Here is a 21,769-nt window from a genome sequence, read left to right as displayed (position 1 = left end):
TTGGATTACTGAGCTTAGGACTTCTAAGTACTGTAGTGTCTTGTAAACAAGGGAGTGAAGGTGAAACCAAAACGGTGTATGGTGATACCTCTTCAGAGGATAACCTGCATACGGATTCCGATTATAAATACGAATACCGAACTGGCACTTCTGGAAACTACGAGTATAATTATGATGTCGTGGGACAAGATGAGTATGGCAACGACATTGAGGGCAATGTTGAAATGCAGGGAAGATATGGCTCAGGTACTGTAATAGATGCGGACGGTATCGAAAAGGATGTAGAGCTCGAATGGGTCGGCTACGGAGAATTGGAGGCTACCGATGATGATGGCAATACTTATACAATGGAAACCGAATAATAACCCTAAATTTTGAGTATGGACTACCAGGAAATAGCAGATGAGGTTTTAGGAAAATATTCACCGCATCGAACTTTAAGAACCATCTTTGACCCCCTATCTGATGAATGGACGAGAACTACGCCAGATAAAAAATTAGAAATTCTTGCAAATATTTTAGACACAAAGAAGATAACCCTGTCACAAATTCTGATGCAATATAGATATTACTATGAGGAAGAACTATCGAACAAAGCTTATGTAGTGGATGCCATACCAGATGCTTTACAATTACTGCTTGAACATTCTCTTCTTAAGAAAAACATATGATGACTTTAGGTAAATACAGACATCTAATTGCTGAGATGCCTGTGGAAGATCAAGCGTTCACAACTAAAAGATCAACTTGGGAAGGAAAGATCAATGCACATATTCTGAATCATATATTCGAAGGTCAAGATACAGTTAAGATTTCTAGAAAGGACTTATCGACAAATAATGACATTAGCACTTTCATCTATAAAGTAATTATGTGGGGTTACCCCAGAGGTATGCGAGGAAGCGCTAATGACAGACGGATCTTTGATCAGTTGGAAAAAATTATTTCAATCGTTAACCTGCCCTCGAGAGCTCTACTTTCTGAAAATGACTTGGATACAACCTTAAAACGATTATCCGACATCCCAGGCTTAGGTATTTCGACCATTTCAAAATTACTACACTTCAGAACCCATAAATACGGTGCCTATGACTGCCTTATTTTAGATGAACGGTTGATGCGGATCTTTAATGCAAATCTGTTTGCCGAATTTCAAGGTCTTGGAGGTTTTAGGTATGACAATGCCTGCCTTAAGTATCTGGGATATCTAAAAACCATGCACGAGGTATCTTTGCAGTTAGACGTTAAGCCAGCTAATTTGGAGATGTTTCTGTTTACCTTTGGTAACAATCTTAAGTAAAGGGATTAATGGCTGGGGACGGACTGGTAAAGAAAAAGGCTGACAGTAAGTTAAGCGGGCCTACAAAAACGCTATAAAGGATTTTGATCCCTTTTATAGCAAGTTTTATTTGCAAAATGCTATATTTTGCACCTAGCTTTGTAGCATGAAACCTCGGGCACTAATAGCATAATCGGTAGAACCAAAGAAAGGTTCCCTCCCGCAATCAGTAATAGTCGAATTAGTTCAGGATAAAAGTAAGCAAAAATTCGAGGTATTGTTTTATGACCTTGATCCTCCCCAGCATAAACTTAGAAAGTGGGAGGTCTGGGATCTGAGCATCCGTTGAAAGCGAGACATTCACGATTCATAAAACAGTGATTAAGTTCTACTTCACTTATCTAATCTTCGATAATGTATGGCCTATAACTGTAATGACCAGGAAAACTTAGAGTGTCGAAAATGCAGATCTTCTTCCCCACCTCCTCCCCACAACACTGATAACTAGGGTGAATTGATGGTAATTGGTAGGAACCCTATTTTCAGTAATATACTGTAAATCAACTCATTTATTTCTATCCTTACTCACTGATTATCAGCTACTCGGAACCTCTTTCTCCGCAAAGAAAGCCGAAACGCAAGTTTCGGTTTTTTTTATTTTTCGGCAATGTCAAAATTTGATCATAATGATATATTGAATTTTTTTATCATCCGTACAAAGCAACGCTTCCGCCGAACCGTTCAATGTAAAGATCCAAAATTTCAGAATCCAGTTACGAGGAGTAAAAGGCAAGTCTTTCTTCATCTAAATACTCACCACGCTTTCTGCCTAATTCCCCCGTTTTGTTGCAGATCCTATAAAACCCTTTCTAGATCAATTTCTTAAGTCACAACTAACTGTATCTACTTCTCCCCCGTTGGCATGCCGATGTTAACCTGACGGGTGCAGAGTCAATTTACGGCAGCTAAGTAAGATCAGTTTCCTGCAACCTTGCAGAAAAACGCGCACAGAAAATTTGTAACTAAGTTTGTATTCACAAAACACAAATGATGAAAAACAGCATTTTAGGCGCTATCGCAGGAGACATTATCGGGTCGGTGTATGAGTTCAATAATCACCGCTCCAAAGATTTTCCGCTATTTAATGACAGAGCTAAATTTACGGATGACTCAGTGATGACTCTTGCGGTCGCCGATGCACTGACTAACGGCCGGGACATGGCTGCCACATTAAAGGACTACGGCCGCAAATACCCCAACCGCGGATATGGCGGCAGGTTCTACCAGTGGCTCGTCTCCCCGAAAAATGAGGCTTACAACAGTTTCGGAAATGGTTCGGCTATGCGTGCCAGTGCAGCAGGATTTATGGCGGGTTCCGTAACGCAGGCAAGCCTCCTGGGACGTATGTCTGCTGAAGTGACCCACAATCATCCCGAAGGCATAAAGGGCGCGAAGGCAGTTTCAGTTGCTGTATTTATGGCTAAAGCCGGCCACTCTAAAGAGGAGATACGTAATGTGGTTACTGAACTTTATGATTATGACCTGAATTTCACCTGCGATCATATCCGTTACAGTTATAAGTTTAATGAGACTTGCCAGGAGACGGTTCCTCAGGCACTGGTAGCATTTCTGGACTCCGTCAGTTATGAAGACACCATACGGAACGCGATCTCGATTGGTGGCGACAGTGATACGATAGCCTGTATTGCCGGCGGTATCGCATCTGCATTCTACGGTGGCGTACCTTCACAGATCCGGCATTATGCATTATCCAAACTCACTCCTGAACTTGTACATAAGGTGATTGAATTCGAAAATTTCAGATGATTGTATGGGGACGTTTAAGTATCTTTCGGGTACTAAACATGCCCGAAGTGAATATTCATCTTATATCTTCACCCGACGTACACCCCGATTTAATGCTTGCCCTAAAGGATTTGCTCCACGACAGCGGGTCCTTTCTCCAAATTCATCTGCCGCGCCTTCGTTGGCAGTATGGCGATTTAATGAGCATTAACCAACACCGGTTCCATGGCGGATTTCGGTTCCGGATCGAATCCGAATCTCAAATTGAGCAGTACGATTCAGCGCGCGGATATCCGCTCAGCTGGCGGGAACTCTTTTATCTCTGCGAAAAGAGCCGTACCAATCTGAAACTTCCAAAGGACGATTTTATCATCGTTGTCACCAACCGACGCAACTCACTCAACTGGTTCAGTGCATTTTCTGCAGATGGAGAACGGAATGCCTTCGTGCAGGCCTCGGATTGGGATGTCTTCCTGGACAGTTCGCCGGAATATCCGGTTGCTTATGAGATTGTAGCTAATGTACTGCGAATTCTTATGAAGTTTGACCTTCACCTCCCGGTGGAGCAAAACTTCCACCTTACCGCTTTAGGTTGCGTGAACGACTTCTGTGCAAACAAGAACGATATCCTCCTGAAACTGCGAACGGCCGACATTTGTCCGGAATGCATTGCACGGCTGACCGCAAATGGTGTTCCTGAGAAGTTGATTTCCGATGTGCTGAATTTCTTCGAAAAAATAAGGATGCAGATGAAGTTTTCACAGGGTTTTCTCGGTGCTGTTCAGCCTAAAGCAGTTCACATTTCTGGCAAAGGAAAAATCAGTATTGGAAGCGCAGATCTGAAACTGACTCCGCTGGAGGCTACCCTATTCATATTTTTCCTTCAGCATCCAGCTGGACTCAGAATTGCTGAACTTTCAGACCATGAGGAGGAACTTTTCTTCATTTATCAACGTCTGAAATCCAATGCCGATCCCAAAAACATCCGCGACCTCGTTACCAAAATTGACGGCACATACAGCTATAATAAGTCGCGATTGTCCAAAAAAATAAAACTTTTGCTGGGAGAGCCACTCGCGCAGCACTACCTTATAAGCGGTAATCCCGGTGAAACTTTTAAAATTCCACTGAACAGAAACCTTGTTACCTCCGATTTTACGTCAAACAGCACCTCAAAGCCGGGATTTAAGTTTTGGTAAAAATGAAACAATAAGTTATAAGTACCAGTTGTGAGGGCTAATTTCACCAGGTATAAAGATTTGTATTAAGATTATTTTGTCAAAATCCTGTATGGCCTTGCTTACAAAATGCCGCCAGCGTCAGCCGTAAAGTCTCATACCCAAAAACGTGCACACTGCGGTCCTATAGATTAAAATTCGTTTCCCAACTTTTTTAGCCTTATAATTAGCTACTGCTCTGAAGCACTTTTTCTGTTGTAATGAAGCCGCGAGGCTTTTATTCGGACGAAACAAAAATTAAATATTGAATATAAAATGTCTAAAAAAGATCTTATAAAAAGATTAAAATGGTATTATCCAATGGAAATGGTACACGCATTTATCACATTTCCAATTATGGTGGTCTGGCTGCTTTTTAACAAACCGCTTCAGGACATCGTGTTCATTCTCTATGGACTGGCGCTCTGCATTTTCATCCTGTATCAGGGCCAACATTACTGGAAGCTGAAACTTTATACGCTCACGGGTAGGTCATTTGACAGAACTAAGAATCTGACTTTCTTCCGAAAGTCAAAAAAGATTAATCTTGTGATGATTGCTCTGGTGCCGCTGGTATTGATGCTACAACTGTATCTTAATGACTGGTCATATAACGGTAATTTAATCTGGTGGGCTGTTCTCGCGAATGTATTCGGCATTCTGGAGCATATTAATTATTATCACAGGCAACTGATGGTAGATAACACGTCAGATATTAATTACCTTATCAGAAACAGAAAGTTAAAAACGGCGAGTTTGGCCAAAGACCTTTTGGAGAACGAAATATAAGGTATCGTTTTTCATCCTGCGGTTAATTTCCGTAATTTAGTCCTTAAAAATAGAACTTATGAAAAATCCGGTACCTGTTTTTGAAAGTGAATCAGAAAAAGAAATCATAACGGTGAAGGCGCTGCTGGAAGATGCCGGTATAGCCGTTACCGATTCAGGTGCAGATCATCCAAAGGAAGATAATGGCCTTGCTAGCCTTTTCGTAGATCTTCCTGACGAAGCCATGGCGTTTAAAATCATCGATGCCTGGCTTCAGGAAAATGAAAGCGAATAAATAATCATCATCGCCTCTTTCCTTTTTTATTTGTTTTTTTTACTTTTTACTTTTATATTGTCTCTTACTCCCACCCTCCGAAAAGCAAATCCAGACGATGCTCCAATAATCTGGGACATCCTGAGCGGCGCCATACAACTGCGAAAAGAACAGGGCTCCGCGCAGTGGCAGGACGGCTACCCTAACCTGCAAACTATAGAAAACGATATTGCGCAGGACCAGGGTTATGTTTATGATTCCGGCGACGAACTCATTGGATATGTAGCCATTATTCTAAACACTGAACCGGCCTACGATGAAATTGAGGGCCAGTGGCATAGCGATGGTGATTTCTATGTAGTTCACCGCCTGGCGGTAGCCCGTGAGACGGCCGGAACCGGCGTGGCAACTTCCATTCTGAAAGAGGTTGAGCATCTTGCGCTTAAAAACAAAATTTTCAGCATCCGCGCCGATACCAATTATGATAATGCCGCCATGCTGAAAATCTTTAATAATCTGGATTACGTTTACTGTGGCGAAGTGTACTTCCGCGGCAGCGCACGCAAAGCTTTTGAGAAATTATTGCGATAACTATTTCTCACGCTCAATCGTATTGATTTCGCGCAGTTTTTCCACTATCCGTGAAACCGCCTCAGGCTTGGCCACCTTCACCGGAACCGTCACCTTGGTCATGTCCCATTTAATCACCATATCCAGGGCATGATCATCAACAGGGTTAAGTTCAATCTCAAACCATTCCTGCTTTTCAGTCATTTTCTGAACCGGCACGGATACCTCCGATACATTCAGTTTTTCATCGTATTCATAGGCGCCCCACTGTTGGGCATCTTTATTTAAAATGATTTTCCATTCCTTGTCGGTTGGGTTTATAAACAGACCGTAGGTTCCGGCGGGTACTGTTTTGCCGCCAAAATTTACAGCCTGGGCAAAGGTAACTTTGGTGGCACCATTAGCGCCTGCACGCCACACCTTGCCGTAAGGCACGAGTTCGCCGAAAACTTTTCGCCCTTTAACACCCGGGCGTCCGTAATCTACTGTAATTTTGGAGGTCGAGAACTGCTGTTCCACCTTGGCCCTTGGGCTGGCAGCCGGCAGGCTGTACTGCGCCGCTGCAGAAAGGGAGGCTACAAGAAATGCGCTTACTAATAGTTTCTTCATAGTATATTTTTTTTAAAGATAGAAAATTTCGCAGGAAAGGAGAAGCACATTCAGCCGGAGCTTTTTTCTACAGCTTTGCCAAAGTTCCAGACTTTGGCAAAGCTATTCACAGATCAGTCTATCAATCCACTTGGCAATTTTTTAACCCTATCCTCATCCGCAATAATTTTTACAGCCCGTTCAGAAATATTGGCCACAACCGGTGGCTGAATTGGCCAGGAAGATAGATTCTGTGATGCACGCAACTTTGCCAAAGTTCCGAACTTTGGCAAAGTTATATTTCGTAATTATTTTCGAAACGATGGAGATATTTAAAATTGTCAACTGTTTCAAATAATGTCAGAACTTCATCTGTCTGCACTGCTGTCTTTGAGTCTGAGACGATTCTCCTGTAGGACGAAAATCGATACTCTTCAATGTTTTCGCCAATATTGACAGGGTTTCTGTGAATATATACTATAGCTTTTCGAAGGTAATCCTCAGAAGTGATACGCTTTCTTTTGAAAGGCCTTTCGAATATACTACCGTGCCGATTGTGATACTTGTTAAAAGCCTGCGTGTAACTACTGATCAGCTTAGCAAGCTGTTTACTTGCCATTGACTTCTCTGCATGGAGACCCTGCTCAACTTTGCCAAAGTTTGGAACTTTGGCAAAGTTGTCTTCAAGCCCTTCCTTTATCCTAATCATCAAATGAAAATAGTTGGGCATGAGACAATAAGCATAGAGCTCAGCTACGGGCAAAAGGTATAATGATACTTTCCGGAGAAAGAAAAGCCTGTTATCATCATTTAAAAATACCTTTCCACCATTAATGCCGCGATTGAATATATGATAGAAGAATCCAGGTTCCAGATTGTCTGATCTAATGTCCATGTCTTCCTTTCAATTAGAGTTCAAATCAACTTTGCCAAAGTTTGAAACTTTGGCAAAGTTATTTTGGTTAATAAGCTTGGTAACTGATATAGTGGTCAGCGACCTTAAAATTAACATTTAGCCGGGAATTAAAGTTAAATACACTGACTTATGATTATCAGCTAATGTTTCAACTAAAAATTTGGTAACAGAATGGTACGATAAATATTTAACCAATCTACAAACATTAAAAGCGTCAGGCAACACCTGAATTATAATTATACAAACAAGTATTGTAAGAGAATTTTAATCAGTTTTCTCTAGCTCATTATTTTGCCAACATTTCAACCAAAAAACGCGCCCTCCCGGACGCGTCTTCACTTATAAAAAATTGGATTTTACATCTTCTCCATCTTAAAACTCATGCTTTCAATTACCTTCAGAATAGCCTCTACCGTATCCATGGAGGTCAGACACGGCACACCGTTCTCCACCGAGGTGCGGCGGATCTGGAATCCGTCGCGCTCCGACTGCTTGCCTTTGGTCATGGTGTTTACAATGTACTGAACCTTGCCGGTCTGGATCAGGTCAATAAGGTTAATCTCAGGATTTTCCTCGATCTTGTAACCGATCTTGGCACGGACGCCGCGTTCTTCAAAGTAGTTGGCTGTTCCCTCGGTGGCCCAGATCTTAAAGCCGATTTCCTGGAACCGTCGGGCCACTTCGCAGGCTTCTTCTTTATGCTTATCTGCAACGGTGAAAAGTATAGCGCCGTGCAGCGGCATCTTGCGGCCGGAACCAATAAGGCCTTTGTACAGTGCTTTCTCCAGCGTGGTGTCCTTGCCCATTACTTCACCTGTAGACTTCATCTCAGGTCCCAGTGAAATATCCACTTTGGTCAGTTTGGAGAAGGAGAATACGGGTACTTTCACATAAACGCCGTCCTTCACCGGTGCCAGACCGGATTCAAATCCTAAATCCTTTAGTTTCTGACCCAGGATGACTTTGGTAGCCAGATTGGCCATCGGTATCTCCGTGATCTTGGAAAGGAAAGGTACGGTACGGCTTGATCTCGGGTTTACCTCAATGACGTACACGTCGCCATCGGCCAGAACAAACTGGATATTCATCAGACCTATTACGTTAAGACCGCGCGCCAGTCTTTCGGTATAATCCACCAGCGTGTCAATCTGCTGCTGGGTGATATTCTGCGGCGGATACACAGCGATGGAGTCGCCGGAGTGAACACCGGCCCTCTCAATATGTTCCATAATCCCCGGAATCACTACCGTTTCACCATCGGAAATGGCATCTACTTCAACTTCCTTACCGGTAAGGTAACGGTCGATGAGAATCGGATGCTCAGAGTTTTCTTTAACGGCGTTGGTCATGTAATAGTCCAGTTCCTTTTCATCGTATACGATTTCCATGGCGCGGCCACCCAGTACATAACTTGGTCTTACCAGAACCGGGAAACCTATTTCGTTGGCAATCACGAGTGCTTCCTCTTTTGTGAAGCAGGTCTTACCCATAGGTTGCGGAATGCCGAGTTCCTGCAGGGCCGCTTCAAATTTGTTACGGTTTTCGGCGCGGTCCAGGTCTTCAAGCGTAGTGCCGAGAATCTGAACACCGTGTGCCGCTAACTTATCGGCCAGGTTGATGGCGGTCTGTCCGCCAAACTGTACCACAACGCCTTCCGGTTTTTCCAGTTCGATGATGTTCATCACATCTTCTTCGGTAAGCGGTTCAAAGTAAAGTTTGTCTGAAATGGAGAAATCTGTGGATACGGTTTCCGGATTATTATTGATAATGATGGCCTCGTAACCCATTTCCTTGATTGCCCAAACGGAATGCACGGTCGCGTAATCAAACTCCACACCCTGCCCGATACGGATAGGACCGGAACCCAGGACAATTACTTTCTTACGGTCGGAAGGAATGCTTTCATTCTCTTCTTCATAGGTACCGTAAAAGTAAGGGGTGGCACTTTCAAACTCAGCGGCACAGGTGTCCACCATTTTGTATACCGGCATTACGGCGTTGTCGCGTCTGAAATCGAAGACAGTTTTCTGGTCGGATTCCCAAAGGTGTGCAATGTGCAGGTCCGAGAAGCCTGATTTCTTGGCTTCAAGCAGCACATCTTTATTAAATTTATTCTCTGTGATGGTTTTTTCGAAGTCAATGAGTTTCTTGATCTTCCAGATAAAGAACTTGTCGATCTTGCTCCACTCCACAATCTGTTCCCAGTCGTAACCTCTTCTTAAGGCATCACCGATGATGAAAAGACGCTCGTCATCACAAACGCGGATCCTTCTTTCAATTTCCTCGTCCGTCAGCGCTTCTGCCTGCTTGGATTTGAGGCCAATATGTCTCAGACCTGTTTCCAGTGAACGGATGGCTTTCTGCAGGGATTCCTCAAAGTTCCTGCCGATGGCCATTACCTCACCCGTGGCTTTCATTTGAGTGGAGAGACGGCGGTCGGCCGTTTCAAATTTATCGAACGGAAATCTTGGGAACTTGGTTACTACATAATCTAAAGCCGGCTCGAAACAAGCGTAGGTTTTTCCTGTAACGGGATTCATGATCTCATCCAGGGTAAGTCCTACGGCGATCTTGGCTGCGATCTTGGCAATCGGATAACCGGTAGCCTTACTCGCCAGGGCTGATGAACGCGACACACGCGGGTTCACCTCAATGATATAATAGTCGAATGAATGCGGATCCAAAGCCAGCTGTACGTTGCAGCCGCCTTCAATGCCCAGCGCACGGATGATCTTCAGTGAGGAATTCCGGAGCATCTGGTACTCACGGTCCGAAAGCGTCTGCGAAGGTGCTACAACAATGGAATCCCCCGTGTGAACACCTACCGGATCTATGTTCTCCATATTACAGACCACGATGGCATTATCGTTTTTGTCGCGCATCACTTCATATTCAATTTCCTTGAAACCCGCGATAGATTTTTCAATCAGACACTGGGTTACAGGTGAATATTTAAGTCCAAAACCGGCGATTTCCTTAAGTTCATCGTCGTTATGGGCAATTCCACCACCGGTTCCGCCCATGGTAAAGGCAGGCCTCACGATCACAGGATAACCGATATTATGCGCAAATTCCAGAGCACCGCGCACGGTATTTACAATGTCTGATTCCGGCACCGGCTCGTTCAGTTCTCGCATAAGCTCGCGGAAAAGGTCACGGTCTTCGGCCTGATTGATTGCTGAAAGTTTGGTACCCAGGACTTCCACTTTACATTCTTCCAGGATGCCGGATTTCTCCAGTTCCACCGCCATGTTCAGACCCGTCTGACCGCCCAGTGTAGGCAGCAGCGCGTCCGGTCTTTCCTTTCGGATAATGTGGCTCACAAAAGGCAGTGAGATAGGCTCAATATAGACTTTGTCGGCAATTTCAACATCCGTCATAATGGTTGCGGGGTTGGAATTGATAAGTATTACCTTATAGCCTTCTTCCCTGAGGGCCAGACAAGCCTGGGTTCCGGCATAATCAAACTCGGCCGCCTGTCCTATTATTATGGGGCCGGAACCGATAACAAGTATGGTTTTTATATCGTTTCTTTTCATTTCTTTTTAGATTCAAGATTTCAGATGTTAGATGTCAGATGTCAGATTCAAGAGCTAAGAGCCAAGAACCAAGAGCCAAGATTCAAGACTTTAATTGAAGGTTATTTTTGAAGGAATAAATCATTTTTTGAATTGCTGATAAATCTTCCAAAAGTTCATTTGCTGTTTCTAAGTTGAGTAATTCGAGTTCTTTGGCCAAAATGATTTGGGTCTGGAGCTCAAAGGCAGAGCCTAATGAAATTGAGAGGAAATGATTGAACTCCCTGTTGCTGTTTCTACCCGAGCCTTCCGCAATATTTGAAGGGATTGAGATGGCAGCACGTTTCATTTGAGAAATCAAACCAAATCTTTCATCTGATGAAATATTCTGGGAGATTAAATAAATCTTTTTTGCAAAGCCAATAGACTTTTGCCAAAAAACCAATTTCTCAAAATTATGCATAATCTTGATTCCTGGTTCTTGGCTCTTGGTTCTTAAAGACATGCATCAACTCAAGGAACTCATCAAACAGATAATTGGCATCTTCCGGGCCGGGGCTGGCTTCAGGGTGGTACTGTACCGAGAAGCAGGGGTGGATCTTGTGTTTCAATCCTTCGTTGGTTCTGTCGTTCAGGGCGATATGGGTTTCTTCCAAATCAGTATTTTTCAGGGATTCCTGATCTACAGCGTAGCCGTGGTTCTGGGAGGTAATGGCCACTTTGTTTTTCTGAAGGTCCAGTACAGGGTGGTTTCCGCCGCGGTGACCAAACTTCAGTTTGAAGGTTTTGGCACCACAGGCCAGCGCAATAAGCTGGTGGCCAAGACATATCCCGAAAATCGGCACTTTACCCAAAAGTCCGTTGATCAGTTCTGAAGCACCTTTCACATCTTCCGGGTCGCCGGGACCGTTGGAAAGCATGACCCCGTCCGGGTTCATAAGCAGGATTTCTTCGGCAGTTACGTCCTGGGACACTACGGTTACATCGCAGTCACGCTGCGTAAGTTCGCGCAGGATGCCCAACTTGGAACCGAAGTCTACCAGTACCACTTTCAATCCGCGGCCGGGACTTGCGTAGGCGGTCTTGGTAGAAACGCTGGCCACCTGATCTGTTGGGAAAGTGGTGTTTTTAAGGCTTTCAATTACCGACTGTTCATCGGCATCAGCGCTCACAATCTTACCTTTAAGCACCCCTTTGCTTCTCAGGATGCGGGTAAGACGTCGCGTATCGATACCACTGATTCCCGACAGGTCTTTCTTAGCAAAAAGCTCGTCCAGGGTAAGCTGGTTACGGAAGTTGGACGGAAGGTCACAAAGTTCCTTTACGATGAGACCTTTGATCGCTGGTTCAATACTTTCGTAGTCGTCGCGGTTGATACCGTAGTTTCCGATAAGCGGATAGGTCATACATACGATCTGGCCGCAGTAGGACGGATCGGAAATCAGTTCCTGATAGCCGGTCATTCCGGTGTTGAAGACTACCTCGCCGGCCGTTTCCAGGTCAGCCCCGAAACCGGTTCCGTGAAACACCTCCCCTGATTCTAATATCAATTTCTTTTTCATTTTTATTTAGATGTGAGATTTCAGACTTCAGATTTCAGACTGAAAAACTCTTATTACTGCTTATTTTAAACCTTCATATCAGACTGCTGACATCCGACATCTCAAAACTGACATCTGACATCTAAGATCTGAAATCTGATTTCTATTTAAACTTAAACCCTTTCTCTTCCAGCGCTTCCTTCAGGATGGCCATGCGCGCATACACGCCGTTTTCCATTTGTTTGAAAATCCGCGAACGCTCACTTTCCACAAGTTCATCGGCGATTTCAACTCCGCGGTTGATAGGCGCAGGATGCATGATGATGGCACCCTCCTTCATGGTTTTTACACGTTCAGTGGTAAGGCCGAATTTCCTGTGGTAGGATTCCAGGGAGATCTTCATCTTCTCGCCGTGTCTTTCGTGCTGTATGCGCAGCAGCATAAGGACATCCACTTCTTTTACAAGATCATCTATAGACAGGTAGGTTCCGTTGATGATGGTCCCCTCGTCAAACCACTTCTCGGGTCCGGAGAAATAAACTTTGGCACCGAGTTTACGGAGCGCCTCAGCATTTGAGTTGGCCACGCGGCTGTGTTTTACATCGCCCACGATACCTACTTTCAGACCTTTGAACTTTCCGAACTCCTGGTGGATGGTCATCAGGTCCAGGATGGTTTGCGTAGGATGATTTCCGCTTCCGTCGCCACCGTTTATAACCGTCAGCTTCACATTTTTCAGCTCTTCGTAATACTTGTCTTTCCCATGGCGGATCACGGCTAGGTTAACACCCAGACTTTCCAAAGTGCGTACCGTATCGTACAGGGATTCGCCTTTGTTCACGGAACTGGAGGTTACATCAAAAGGTACCACATGCAGTCCCAGCCTGCGCTGCGCGATATCAAAACTCGTTTTTGTACGGGTACTGTCTTCAAAAAATAGATTGGAGACATAAATCTCATCCACCGCCTTCAGTGTTTTGCCGGCAGCAAAATCTTCCGCGGTTTTCAGTAAAGAATTGATCTTTTCTACCGTTAAGTCTGTGGTTGTAAGCATGGTTTTGTAAGTTAAGGTCAAAAAAAAACGAAGCCCAAAGGACTTCGTTAAATAAAATAAATATGGTAGTTACCGGCATCGCTGCCTTTGTGTAAATCGTCTAATGGAAATATTCTTTTCATTAGCTGCAAAGATAGGAATATTTTTAGGAACTGCAAATTCAGCAGGTAAAATGACCAATAATCGATTCGGCGGTTCAAACAATATTTTCTGTGCCTGTATTAAATCCTTAAAAATGTAACCTGACTGTAATAAAGTTGAGAAGAAAACCGGCTCACTTTGATATTTATACTAAATTTAGGCTCCTGAATTTTCTAAGCATGCCACACCGTTACCAGCCCTGATTGCAGCGGAAATCCCGCAGTCCCGTCTGAAGGACGGGACGAGGAATTGCAGCGGAAAGCAGGAAAAAGCTCCTAAAAATTAATCAATATAAAGGCGAACATGAAAAATTATTTTATAGATGACCTACCGGACTACTTTAAACAGTATAAAAAATCAATTAAAAACCCAAAGAAATTCTGGGACAAAATAGCGGATGAGAACTTTGTGTGGTACCAGCGCTGGAATAAGGTAGTGGAATATGACATGAATGAAGCTAAAATAAAATGGTTTAAAAATGCCAAACTCAACATCACCAAAAACTGCATAGACCGGCACCTGAACAGCCGCGGCGACAAGACCGCCATTATTTGGGAGCCCAACGACCCCGCCGAGGCCGCACAGCATATCTCTTATGCCGAACTGAGGGAAAGGGTGTGCAAAATGGCCAATGTGCTTCGCGACCAGGGAATAGAAAAGGGCGACCGGGTATGTATCTATCTGCCTATGATTCCCGAACTGGCCGTTACGATGCTGGCCTGCGCCAGACTGGGAGCCGTGCATTCGGTGATTTTTGCAGGTTTTTCGGCGTCGGCGGTATCTTCGCGGGTAAATGACTGTGAAGCCAAAATGATAATCTGTTCAGACGGAAGCTACCGCGGCAGTAAAGCCATTGACCTGAAAGGTATCATAGATGAAGCCGCTGAAAGCTGTCCAACCGTTGAAAAAGTCCTTGTTGTAAAACGTACCGGCGGAGAAGTTAATATGAAGGAAGGCCGCGACCTTTGGCTGGAACCCCTCTATTTAAAGGCGCCGTCGGATTTCATTTCGGTGATTATGGATGCTGAAGACCCGCTGTTCATCCTATATACTTCTGGCTCAACCGGCAAACCGAAAGGCATGCTGCACACCACGGCGGGTTACATGGTTTATACTGCATATACCTTTAAAAATGTATTCAATTACCGGGAAAATGATGTGTACTGGTGTACTGCGGACATTGGCTGGATTACAGGACATTCCTACATCCTTTACGGACCACTTGCAAACGGTGCTACGACGGTAATTTTTGAAGGCGTACCAACGTATCCGGAACCGGACCGTTTCTGGGAAGTAATTGAAAAACACAAAGTTACTCAGTTTTATACGGCTCCAACTGCGATACGTTCTTTGGCCAAGGAATCATACGAATGGGTGGAGAAGCACGACCTTTCCAGCCTGCGCATTATCGGGTCCGTGGGCGAACCCATCAACGACGAAGCCTGGCACTGGTACAACGACCATGTGGGCAAAAAGAAATGCCCTATTGTAGATACCTGGTGGCAAACCGAGACCGGCGGTATTATGATTTCGCCGATACCATTTGTAACGCCAACCAAACCCACTTACGCCACGCTTCCACTTCCGGGAATTCAGCCCGTTCTGATGGATGACAAACGCAATGAAATTACCGGAAATCAGGTGGACGGCAACCTCTGTATCCGTTTTCCGTGGCCCGGAATTGCAAGGACGATTTGGGGTGACCATCAGCGGTATAAGGAGACTTACTTTACCGCTTTTCCGGGAAAATACTTCACCGGCGACGGCGCCCTGCGGGATGAGGTAGGCTACTACAGGATTACCGGACGTGTAGACGATGTCATTATCGTGTCCGGACACAACCTTGGCACCGCACCGATTGAGGACAGCATTAACCAGCATCCGGCGGTGGCCGAATCGGCGATTGTGGGTTATCCGCACGATATAAAAGGCAGCGCGCTTTACGGCTATGTCATATTAAAAGATGTGGGCGAGAGCCGTGACCGCGACAACCTGAGAAAGGAAATCAACCAGGTAATAAGTGATACCGTAGGACCGATTGCGAAGCTGGACAAGATCCAGTTTGTAAGCGCTCTACCAAAAACACGTTCGGGCAAAATTATGCGGAGGATTTTAAGGAAAATTGCGGAGGGTGACTTTGCGAATTTTGGAGACACTTCTACCCTTCTGAACCCCGAGATTGTGGAGGAGATTAAGGAGGAGAGGATTTAGTGAATGGTGGACGGTGGTTGGTGGATGGTTTTGGTAATTTATCAATATGCTGATTTGTAAAAATCCACTGACGTTGTTGTATTTGATATTTTAATACTTTTCAGTCTTAATGCCGCAGAACTTGAAAGTAAGCAAGATGGTCTAAGTTAAACTGTGTAAATATGATATTTACTTAGTACTTAACTTAGGAATACATTTTGATTGACCGCATCCGTTATTTGTTATAAATGAAAAACTTACTATATGCACTCGCTTTGGGAACAGCGGTGATTTCCTGCTCCAAATCGGAGATGCAGCAAACCAGTGATACAATAAAAAGTGCCGACAGCCTCTTTACGCGTGCCAATGACGGCGTGCGAACGCTGGATTCCATTTCGAAAATCGTGAGAGATACGGCAAAATTTAACAAAATTGTCGTTCCGGAAATAGAAAAAACCAAGGAAAGTGTGGGCAAAGTGATTCAGGAGAATGCGAAAAGCCTGGACTCGCTGAACGCCGTGCTTAAAAATGCCAGAAGGGATATCCAGAAGGGTTCGGAAGTTCTTAAGACTGTGGATTCTGCCGGCAGAGTTCTGAAAGAGACCTCAAGCCCTATTGATGTTCTTTCCACCATTTCCAAAACCATTGACAAGGTCTCAAAATCGGCAAGACAAAGTACACAACCTGAAAAGAATGAGGAGAAGGCGGAGGGAAAATCTGTCATTCCGGACGATAATACTGCAGAGCCGCCGGTGGCTGCACCAGCACCCGTTATTTCAAATCCCGTAACCAAAAGCGGTGTGATGGAGGTTACAGTGTACGACCTCAGCAATTCACGCGACGACCTGGCGCTGGCGTTAAGGAGGTTTGATGGCAATATTGTTTCGGAAAAATTTGAAGATATCAACGGTGACCGGAAGCAGGTGATCCACATTCAGATTCCGACTCAATATTTTGACGAAGCCGCCACCCACTTACCTGAAAGGCTGGGTACACTAACCACCCGAAGCGTAGAAAGCACCGGCACAGATTACGACCCGAACCGTATATCCAGCCTGGAGTTTATTCTTAGAGAAAAAAAGCAGGAGGGCATGAGCGATATCCTGACGGAAACCGGACCGGAGAGTTCCGCGGAGAAAAGTGAGGAAAGCGCGTCGGGTGCATTTATGAAAGGATTTGATGTATTAGGCAAAGTCCTGCTGGCACTGTTGCCTTTTTGGCCCGTGGCCGTAATCGGAGCGATAATCTGGTATTTTATGCGTGGCCGAAACCGGAATAAAAAATTCGAGGAAACCGCTTCACCTTACGTGGAAGAAGTCCCGCAGGAGGAATTTATTGAAACTCATCCGGAAAAGAAGGCCGAAGAAGTTAATCCACCGGCGGAAGATCAAAACGGTAAAGATCCTTATGAGAAGTACCGCCCCAAATAATATTTGTCAATATAATTAAAGTATACAACTCACTAACAAAAATCCCCTGAGCTATTGCTCAGGGGATTTCTGCAAAAAAAGAAGAAAAATTAATTTCCATAATGTGATTTTACTGCTTCCAGAACCTGCTGCTCACCCATCTGCTGCGAAGTCTGAAGTGTAATATCCAGATCTTTAAATTCCGGAGTGGAAAGAAGATGGCTTTTGAGTTCCTCCTGAATTGTTCCGGGTCCTGTAATCAAAACTTTTTCTGTGTTTACAAGCAATTCCGCTATTTCCTTGAAATACTTTCGCTTATTGGTTTGCTCAGCGTTATTGCCGGTATGCTCATTTGAGTTTCCATGCTGAATTTCATGCTTCACGGGATTGCAGAGAAAAAATTCAGACGCGGATTGCGCATCATGATTTTTGGCTACAATTGCTTTTTCGGTATCGATCCACAGACCGGCTAATCTTTGATTGTTCATCTTTTAATTGTTTATTTAAGAGGGATGAACAACAATAATGCAAAGCTTCTGTTAAGATTTGTTAAAGTTAAGCAATAATATAATCAGATTGTGCCAATTGATTTTAGGTAATAAACGGCTAATGTAGCTACGAAAAGGACACAGAAAATAATCAAAGTAACCTTTTGCTTACGGTACCAGGCCAGGGTGATCAGCCCGCCTATTCCAAGAACCAGTAAGCCAACTTTAAGCACCGGTTCATCCAGGAATACAGACACAGTAATGGCAATCAAAGACAGAAGCCGTATTACGCCTTCACGTTTTAAAAAGTATTCTTTCATCGTTATCATTTAAAAAAATCCCTCCGATATCTCGGAGGGGCTGCTGTTATTTCATGTTGACAATCCTGTCCACCACGTATCTGGTATTACCACGCCATGGAATGGCTCCGTTGTACTCCTTATAATGAAGGTCAAAATGTTTTCCGCTGTTTTCCTCGAGTTGTTTAAAAACTTTGGGATCATCTACAGAAAATTCAAACTCATAACTGGTAAGCGCTCCGGTCCGGCCTTTACCAAAACCTTCCTGTATAATCTTACCCTCATAAGTTTTGAAGACATAACCTTTCTTCACCACATAGTTCAGGTAACCGGATTTCACTCCTTCTCCAAATACAAAATAGTATTTATACCAGATGAATACACCTCCGAAAAGGAACAGTACAAGCAGTACCCAGAAAAGGATCTTTCCGTAACTGCCTTTTTTTTCTTCAAACTGATACTCGGCCATTTTTGTGGTTATAAATTTATTTTCAGGACTGACTTTTAATCAGTTATTTCTTTGCAATGCTTCTGGAGATCACGATGCGCTGGATTTCAGAAGTTCCTTCGTAAATCTGGGTAATCTTCGCATCACGCATCATACGTTCTACATGGTATTCTTTCACGTAACCGTATCCACCATGGATCTGCACGGCTTCAATGGTGGTATCCATTGCAACCTGAGAAGCATACAGCTTTGCCATCGCGCCGCTTTCACCGATATCTTTACCTTCGTCCTTTTCAGCAGCAGCTTTAAGGCACAGCATCCTGGCGGCAGTGATCTGCGTTGCCATATCAGCAAGTTTGAAGGCAATAGCCTGGTGGTTAATGATCTCTGTACCGAAAGCTTTTCTCTCCTTAGCATATTTCAGTGCCAGTTCATACGCACCGGAAGCAATACCCAAAGCCTGGGAAGCAATACCGATACGGCCGCCGTTCAGTACACCCATTGCAAAGTTGAATCCAAATCCATCCTCACCGATTCTGTTTTCCTTTGGAACTTTAACATCGGTAAAAAGAAGGGAGTGCGTATCACTGCCGCGAATTCCGAGTTTATCTTCCTTAGGACCTATTTCGAAACCTTCCCAACCTTTTTCTACGATAAAGGCGTTAATTCCCTTATGCTTTTTCTCAGGATCGGTTTGTGCGATAACGATATAATAAGTGGCATTACCACCGTTTGTAATCCAGTTCTTGGTTCCGTTCAGGACATAATGATCACCCATATCTACCGCGGTAGTTTTCTGGGAAGTGGCATCCGACCCGGCTTCGGGCTCTGAAAGGGCAAAGGCACCGATCACTTCGCCACTGGCAAGCGGTTGCAGATACTTCATTTTCTGCTCCTCGTTGCAGTATTTTTCCAGACCGGCACATACCAGAGAGTTATTTACGGACATTACTACAGCTGCAGAAGCATCCACTTTTGCAATCTCCTCCATGGCCAAAACGTAGGAAATACTGTCCATCCCTGCTCCGCCGTATTTTGGGTCCACCATCATGCCAAGAAAACCGAGTTCCCCCATTTTCTTAACCTGTTCGTGCGGAAATTTCTGAGCATTATCCCTTTCGATAACACCAGGCAGCAGTTCAGCCTGTGCAAAATCTCTGGCTGCCTGCTGTATCATTAGATGCTCTTCTGATAAATTAAAGTTCATAATACATTTTTGTTTGCGCGCAAATTTACGGTTTTTTGCTGCAAAACGGAAATTTGTTTCGTGTTGTTAATTTCACGGAAAATAGCTACATTTACCCATAGGATTGAATTTTTAACAAAAAAAACACCGTATGTCTATAAGAAGATTATTTGATATTGCGCACCATGCCCTGAAGAATTTCCCGAAGGAGGATATGTTTGTCACTAAATATGATGGTGAATGGAAAAAGACCTCCTCTCAGGAATACATCAACCTGGGCAACCGCATTTCGCGCGGGTTACTTAAGCTCGGTATTAAACCCGGCGACAAGATTGCGCTTATCACCACAGCCTCACGTACGGAATGGGCCGTTATGGACCTCGGGATCTCTCAAATCGGTGCCATCAGCGTGCCTGTTTATCCTACTATTTCGGCGGAGGACTATGTATACATTTTTAACGATGCGGAAGTAAAATACTGCTTTGTATCAGACCGCGACCTGCTGACCAAGGTGAAGACAGCCAGGCCCGGTGTACCGTCACTGCAGGGTATCTTCACCTTCGACAGTATTGAAGGTGCGGCTAACTGGCAGGAAGTGCTGGACCTGGGCAGCGACGAAGCAAACCAAAGTGAGGTAACTGACCTGTCCGCAACAATAAATCCCGAAGACCTGGCCACGATAATTTACACCTCCGGTACGACCGGAAAACCAAAAGGTGTAATGCTTACTCACCTGAATATTGTGTCCAATGTGCTGGCCTCCGACAAAAGGATTCCGCGCGACAGAAAACTGGATTACCATGATGCACGCGTGCTGAGTTTCCTGCCCATCTGCCATATTTTCGAAAGGATGCTTTTCTACCTTTTCCAGTACAATGGTTTCAGCATCTACTTCGCAGAGAGCATTGAAAAGATGGGCGACAATATCAAAGAGGTGAAACCTCATTATATGAGTGTGGTACCGCGACTTATTGAGAAGGTCTATGACAGGATTTATGACAAAGGAACCAGTGCAGGCGGACTTAAATCAAAAATATTCCTTTGGGCTCTGGGCGTTAACAAAAATAAGAAAGGCATCGGAAAACCCTCCGGTCTTAAGGAAATCATTGCGGACAAACTTGTATTTTCCAAATGGAGAGAAGGTTTGGGCGGTAACATCATTACACTGGTTTCGGGTTCGGCGGCACTTTCGGAAAGGCTCAACAAAATGTTCCAGAATGCCGGAATTCCTATTCTGGAAGGATACGGACTGACAGAAACTTCGCCTGTTATTTCGGTGAATTCATTTGAGAGAATGAAAATCGGAACCGTAGGACATGTGCTGGACAATCTGGAAGTAAAGATTCAGGAAGATGGTGAAATTACCGTAAAGGGACCTTCCGTTTTCAAAGGTTATTTTAAGAACGAAGAGATGACCCGTGAAGCTTTTACGGAAGACGGCTTTTTCCGTACCGGCGACATCGGACACATAGACAGTGAAGGTTTCCTGAAAATCACGGACCGTAAAAAGGAAATGTTCAAGACATCCGGCGGTAAGTATATCGCACCGCAGGTTATTGAAAACCAGGCCAAGGCTTCTAAATTCATAGAACAGATTATGGTGGTGGGCGATGGCGAAAAAATGCCCTGCGCTTTTGTTCAGCCGGATTTTAATTTTGCCAGACACTGGGCCGAGCGTCATAAACTGGATATTGGCTCCACCCCGGAAGAGATTGCACAAAGCCGCGAACTTAGAGAACGGATCGGTAAGGAAATAGACTACCTGAACACCAAGTTGGGAAGCTGGGAGCAGATTAAGCGCTTTGAGCTTACTCCTGAAGTCTGGTCCATAGATGACGGCCTGCTTACACCCACTTTAAAACTTAAACGAAAAGCCATCAGGGAACGTTTCTTAACCCTGTACAACAGGATGTACGGACATGATGGCGACAGATAACTGATCATTAATAAAATTGGAATAATCCGGCTCCACGCCCATGGAGTCGGATTTTTTGCCTCTGATCCTATATGAACATTTCCTTGCGCAATGCAGAATATCTATATCTCATTAGATTTCGCATCGCCTCGATAACTCAAC

21 protein-coding genes are annotated in these 21,769 nt (G+C 44.4%); 11 read left to right on the top strand and 10 right to left on the bottom strand.

Features of this window, described 5'->3' with window-relative positions; all coding sequences use genetic code 11:
* Positions 1–35: 35 nt before the first annotated feature.
* The 8 genes from P0M11_RS02810 to P0M11_RS02775 all read left to right on the top strand — a co-directional run bounded on the left by P0M11_RS02810 (position 36) and on the right by P0M11_RS02775 (position 5,935).
* On the top strand, positions 36–362 hold the full coding sequence (locus P0M11_RS02810) for a hypothetical protein (protein WP_275624358.1): 327 nt from the start codon (positions 36–38) through the stop codon (positions 360–362).
* A gap of 18 nt (positions 363–380) precedes the next feature.
* Complete coding sequence (locus tag P0M11_RS02805; protein ID WP_275624357.1) at positions 381–671, top strand: hypothetical protein; 291 nt, start codon at positions 381–383, stop codon at positions 669–671.
* The gene (locus tag P0M11_RS02800; RefSeq protein ID WP_275624356.1) at positions 668–1,300 is read left to right on the top strand and encodes a hypothetical protein; all 633 of its coding nucleotides are present in this window, start codon (positions 668–670) and stop codon (positions 1,298–1,300) included. Before P0M11_RS02805 ends, P0M11_RS02800 begins: the two co-directional genes overlap by 4 nt.
* A 1,026-nt stretch (positions 1,301–2,326) precedes the next feature.
* Positions 2,327–3,106 (top strand): ADP-ribosylglycohydrolase family protein, encoded by a 780-nt coding sequence (locus P0M11_RS02795; protein ID WP_275624355.1) that lies wholly within the window; start codon positions 2,327–2,329, stop codon positions 3,104–3,106.
* Positions 3,103–4,284 carry a hypothetical protein gene (locus tag P0M11_RS02790; protein ID WP_275624354.1) on the top strand — a complete coding sequence of 394 codons (1,182 nt, stop codon included), beginning with the start codon at positions 3,103–3,105 and terminating at the stop codon, positions 4,282–4,284. Before P0M11_RS02795 ends, P0M11_RS02790 begins: the two co-directional genes overlap by 4 nt.
* 294 nt (positions 4,285–4,578) lie before the next feature.
* Positions 4,579–5,091 (top strand): hypothetical protein, encoded by a 513-nt coding sequence (locus P0M11_RS02785; protein WP_275624353.1) that lies wholly within the window; start codon positions 4,579–4,581, stop codon positions 5,089–5,091.
* 58 nt (positions 5,092–5,149) lie between these two features.
* Complete coding sequence (locus P0M11_RS02780) at positions 5,150–5,365, top strand: hypothetical protein (protein WP_275624352.1); 216 nt, start codon at positions 5,150–5,152, stop codon at positions 5,363–5,365.
* Between the two features lie 57 nt (positions 5,366–5,422).
* Positions 5,423–5,935, top strand: coding sequence for a GNAT family N-acetyltransferase (locus P0M11_RS02775; RefSeq protein WP_275624351.1), 513 nt, complete (start codon positions 5,423–5,425; stop codon positions 5,933–5,935).
* Here the strand turns inward: P0M11_RS02775 and P0M11_RS02770 are convergent, their stop codons facing one another.
* The 6 genes from P0M11_RS02770 to P0M11_RS02745 all read right to left on the bottom strand — a co-directional run bounded on the left by P0M11_RS02770 (position 5,936) and on the right by P0M11_RS02745 (position 13,531).
* Positions 5,936–6,523 carry a DUF2911 domain-containing protein gene (locus tag P0M11_RS02770; protein WP_275624350.1) on the bottom strand — a complete coding sequence of 196 codons (588 nt, stop codon included), beginning with the start codon at positions 6,521–6,523 and terminating at the stop codon, positions 5,936–5,938.
* Positions 6,524–6,797: 274 nt separating this feature from the next.
* Positions 6,798–7,397, bottom strand: a complete 600-nt coding sequence (locus P0M11_RS02765; protein ID WP_275624349.1) for a hypothetical protein — start codon at positions 7,395–7,397, stop codon at positions 6,798–6,800.
* Between the two features lie 377 nt (positions 7,398–7,774).
* Positions 7,775–10,957, bottom strand: coding sequence for a carbamoyl-phosphate synthase large subunit (gene carB / locus P0M11_RS02760; RefSeq protein WP_275624348.1), 3,183 nt, complete (start codon positions 10,955–10,957; stop codon positions 7,775–7,777).
* Positions 10,958–11,039: 82 nt separating this feature from the next.
* Positions 11,040–11,399: a four helix bundle protein gene (locus P0M11_RS02755; protein WP_275624347.1), complete on the bottom strand. Its 360-nt coding sequence runs from the start codon at positions 11,397–11,399 to the stop codon at positions 11,040–11,042.
* Positions 11,392–12,498: a carbamoyl phosphate synthase small subunit gene (locus P0M11_RS02750; RefSeq protein WP_275624346.1), complete on the bottom strand. Its 1,107-nt coding sequence runs from the start codon at positions 12,496–12,498 to the stop codon at positions 11,392–11,394. The genes P0M11_RS02755 and P0M11_RS02750 overlap by 8 nt, the downstream gene beginning before the upstream one ends.
* Before the next feature lie 142 nt (positions 12,499–12,640).
* Complete coding sequence (locus P0M11_RS02745; RefSeq protein WP_275624345.1) at positions 12,641–13,531, bottom strand: aspartate carbamoyltransferase catalytic subunit; 891 nt, start codon at positions 13,529–13,531, stop codon at positions 12,641–12,643.
* Positions 13,532–13,975: 444 nt separating this feature from the next.
* Between P0M11_RS02745 and acs the strand changes: the two genes are divergently transcribed.
* Both acs and P0M11_RS02735 read left to right on the top strand, forming a co-directional pair.
* A complete protein-coding gene (gene acs, locus P0M11_RS02740; protein ID WP_275624344.1) occupies positions 13,976–15,883 on the top strand; it encodes an acetate--CoA ligase in 1,908 nt (635 codons plus the stop codon).
* Between the two features lie 227 nt (positions 15,884–16,110).
* Positions 16,111–17,292, top strand: a complete 1,182-nt coding sequence (locus tag P0M11_RS02735) for a hypothetical protein (RefSeq protein ID WP_275624343.1) — start codon at positions 16,111–16,113, stop codon at positions 17,290–17,292.
* Between the two features lie 89 nt (positions 17,293–17,381).
* On the opposite strand, the gene P0M11_RS02730 is transcribed toward P0M11_RS02735, so the two are convergent.
* The 4 genes from P0M11_RS02730 to P0M11_RS02715 form a co-directional block, all read right to left on the bottom strand.
* The gene (locus tag P0M11_RS02730) at positions 17,382–17,759 is read right to left on the bottom strand and encodes a hypothetical protein (RefSeq protein ID WP_275624342.1); all 378 of its coding nucleotides are present in this window, start codon (positions 17,757–17,759) and stop codon (positions 17,382–17,384) included.
* Positions 17,760–17,842: 83 nt separating this feature from the next.
* Complete coding sequence (locus tag P0M11_RS02725; protein WP_275624341.1) at positions 17,843–18,079, bottom strand: hypothetical protein; 237 nt, start codon at positions 18,077–18,079, stop codon at positions 17,843–17,845.
* Between the two features lie 46 nt (positions 18,080–18,125).
* Positions 18,126–18,527 (bottom strand): hypothetical protein, encoded by a 402-nt coding sequence (locus P0M11_RS02720; RefSeq protein ID WP_187695223.1) that lies wholly within the window; start codon positions 18,525–18,527, stop codon positions 18,126–18,128.
* 43 nt (positions 18,528–18,570) lie between these two features.
* Positions 18,571–19,713 (bottom strand): acyl-CoA dehydrogenase, encoded by a 1,143-nt coding sequence (locus tag P0M11_RS02715; protein ID WP_275624340.1) that lies wholly within the window; start codon positions 19,711–19,713, stop codon positions 18,571–18,573.
* A gap of 130 nt (positions 19,714–19,843) precedes the next feature.
* Between P0M11_RS02715 and P0M11_RS02710 the strand changes: the two genes are divergently transcribed.
* The gene (locus P0M11_RS02710; RefSeq protein ID WP_275624339.1) at positions 19,844–21,628 is read left to right on the top strand and encodes a long-chain fatty acid--CoA ligase; all 1,785 of its coding nucleotides are present in this window, start codon (positions 19,844–19,846) and stop codon (positions 21,626–21,628) included.
* Positions 21,629–21,769 lie beyond the last annotated feature (141 nt).

The organism is Kaistella sp. PBT33-4 (genome assembly GCF_029194425.1).
Taxonomy (GTDB): domain Bacteria; phylum Bacteroidota; class Bacteroidia; order Flavobacteriales; family Weeksellaceae; genus Marnyiella.
The sequence above is the reverse complement of the archived record's forward strand: the minus strand, read 5'-3'. Positions and strand labels throughout refer to the sequence as shown.

What these genes read in the sequence shown, in the direction of transcription:
- P0M11_RS02805 (WP_275624357.1), top strand. Translation starts at nt 381, where the DNA reads ATGGACTACCAGGAAATAGCAGATGAGGTTTTAGGAAAATATTCACCG.
- P0M11_RS02800 (WP_275624356.1), top strand. Translation starts at nt 668, where the DNA reads ATGATGACTTTAGGTAAATACAGACATCTAATTGCTGAGATGCCTGTG.
- P0M11_RS02795 (WP_275624355.1), top strand. Translation starts at nt 2,327, where the DNA reads ATGATGAAAAACAGCATTTTAGGCGCTATCGCAGGAGACATTATCGGG.
- P0M11_RS02790 (WP_275624354.1), top strand. Translation starts at nt 3,103, where the DNA reads ATGATTGTATGGGGACGTTTAAGTATCTTTCGGGTACTAAACATGCCC.
- P0M11_RS02785 (WP_275624353.1), top strand. Translation starts at nt 4,579, where the DNA reads ATGTCTAAAAAAGATCTTATAAAAAGATTAAAATGGTATTATCCAATG.
- P0M11_RS02780 (WP_275624352.1), top strand. Translation starts at nt 5,150, where the DNA reads ATGAAAAATCCGGTACCTGTTTTTGAAAGTGAATCAGAAAAAGAAATC.
- P0M11_RS02770 (WP_275624350.1), bottom strand. Translation starts at nt 6,523, where the DNA reads ATGAAGAAACTATTAGTAAGCGCATTTCTTGTAGCCTCCCTTTCTGCA.
- P0M11_RS02765 (WP_275624349.1), bottom strand. Translation starts at nt 7,397, where the DNA reads ATGGACATTAGATCAGACAATCTGGAACCTGGATTCTTCTATCATATA.
- carB (WP_275624348.1), bottom strand. Translation starts at nt 10,957, where the DNA reads ATGAAAAGAAACGATATAAAAACCATACTTGTTATCGGTTCCGGCCCC.
- P0M11_RS02755 (WP_275624347.1), bottom strand. Translation starts at nt 11,399, where the DNA reads ATGCATAATTTTGAGAAATTGGTTTTTTGGCAAAAGTCTATTGGCTTT.
- P0M11_RS02750 (WP_275624346.1), bottom strand. Translation starts at nt 12,498, where the DNA reads ATGAAAAAGAAATTGATATTAGAATCAGGGGAGGTGTTTCACGGAACC.
- P0M11_RS02745 (WP_275624345.1), bottom strand. Translation starts at nt 13,531, where the DNA reads ATGCTTACAACCACAGACTTAACGGTAGAAAAGATCAATTCTTTACTG.
- acs (WP_275624344.1), top strand. Translation starts at nt 13,976, where the DNA reads ATGAAAAATTATTTTATAGATGACCTACCGGACTACTTTAAACAGTAT.
- P0M11_RS02735 (WP_275624343.1), top strand. Translation starts at nt 16,111, where the DNA reads ATGAAAAACTTACTATATGCACTCGCTTTGGGAACAGCGGTGATTTCC.
- P0M11_RS02730 (WP_275624342.1), bottom strand. Translation starts at nt 17,759, where the DNA reads ATGAACAATCAAAGATTAGCCGGTCTGTGGATCGATACCGAAAAAGCA.
- P0M11_RS02725 (WP_275624341.1), bottom strand. Translation starts at nt 18,079, where the DNA reads ATGAAAGAATACTTTTTAAAACGTGAAGGCGTAATACGGCTTCTGTCT.
- P0M11_RS02720 (WP_187695223.1), bottom strand. Translation starts at nt 18,527, where the DNA reads ATGGCCGAGTATCAGTTTGAAGAAAAAAAAGGCAGTTACGGAAAGATC.
- P0M11_RS02715 (WP_275624340.1), bottom strand. Translation starts at nt 19,713, where the DNA reads ATGAACTTTAATTTATCAGAAGAGCATCTAATGATACAGCAGGCAGCC.
- P0M11_RS02710 (WP_275624339.1), top strand. Translation starts at nt 19,844, where the DNA reads ATGTCTATAAGAAGATTATTTGATATTGCGCACCATGCCCTGAAGAAT.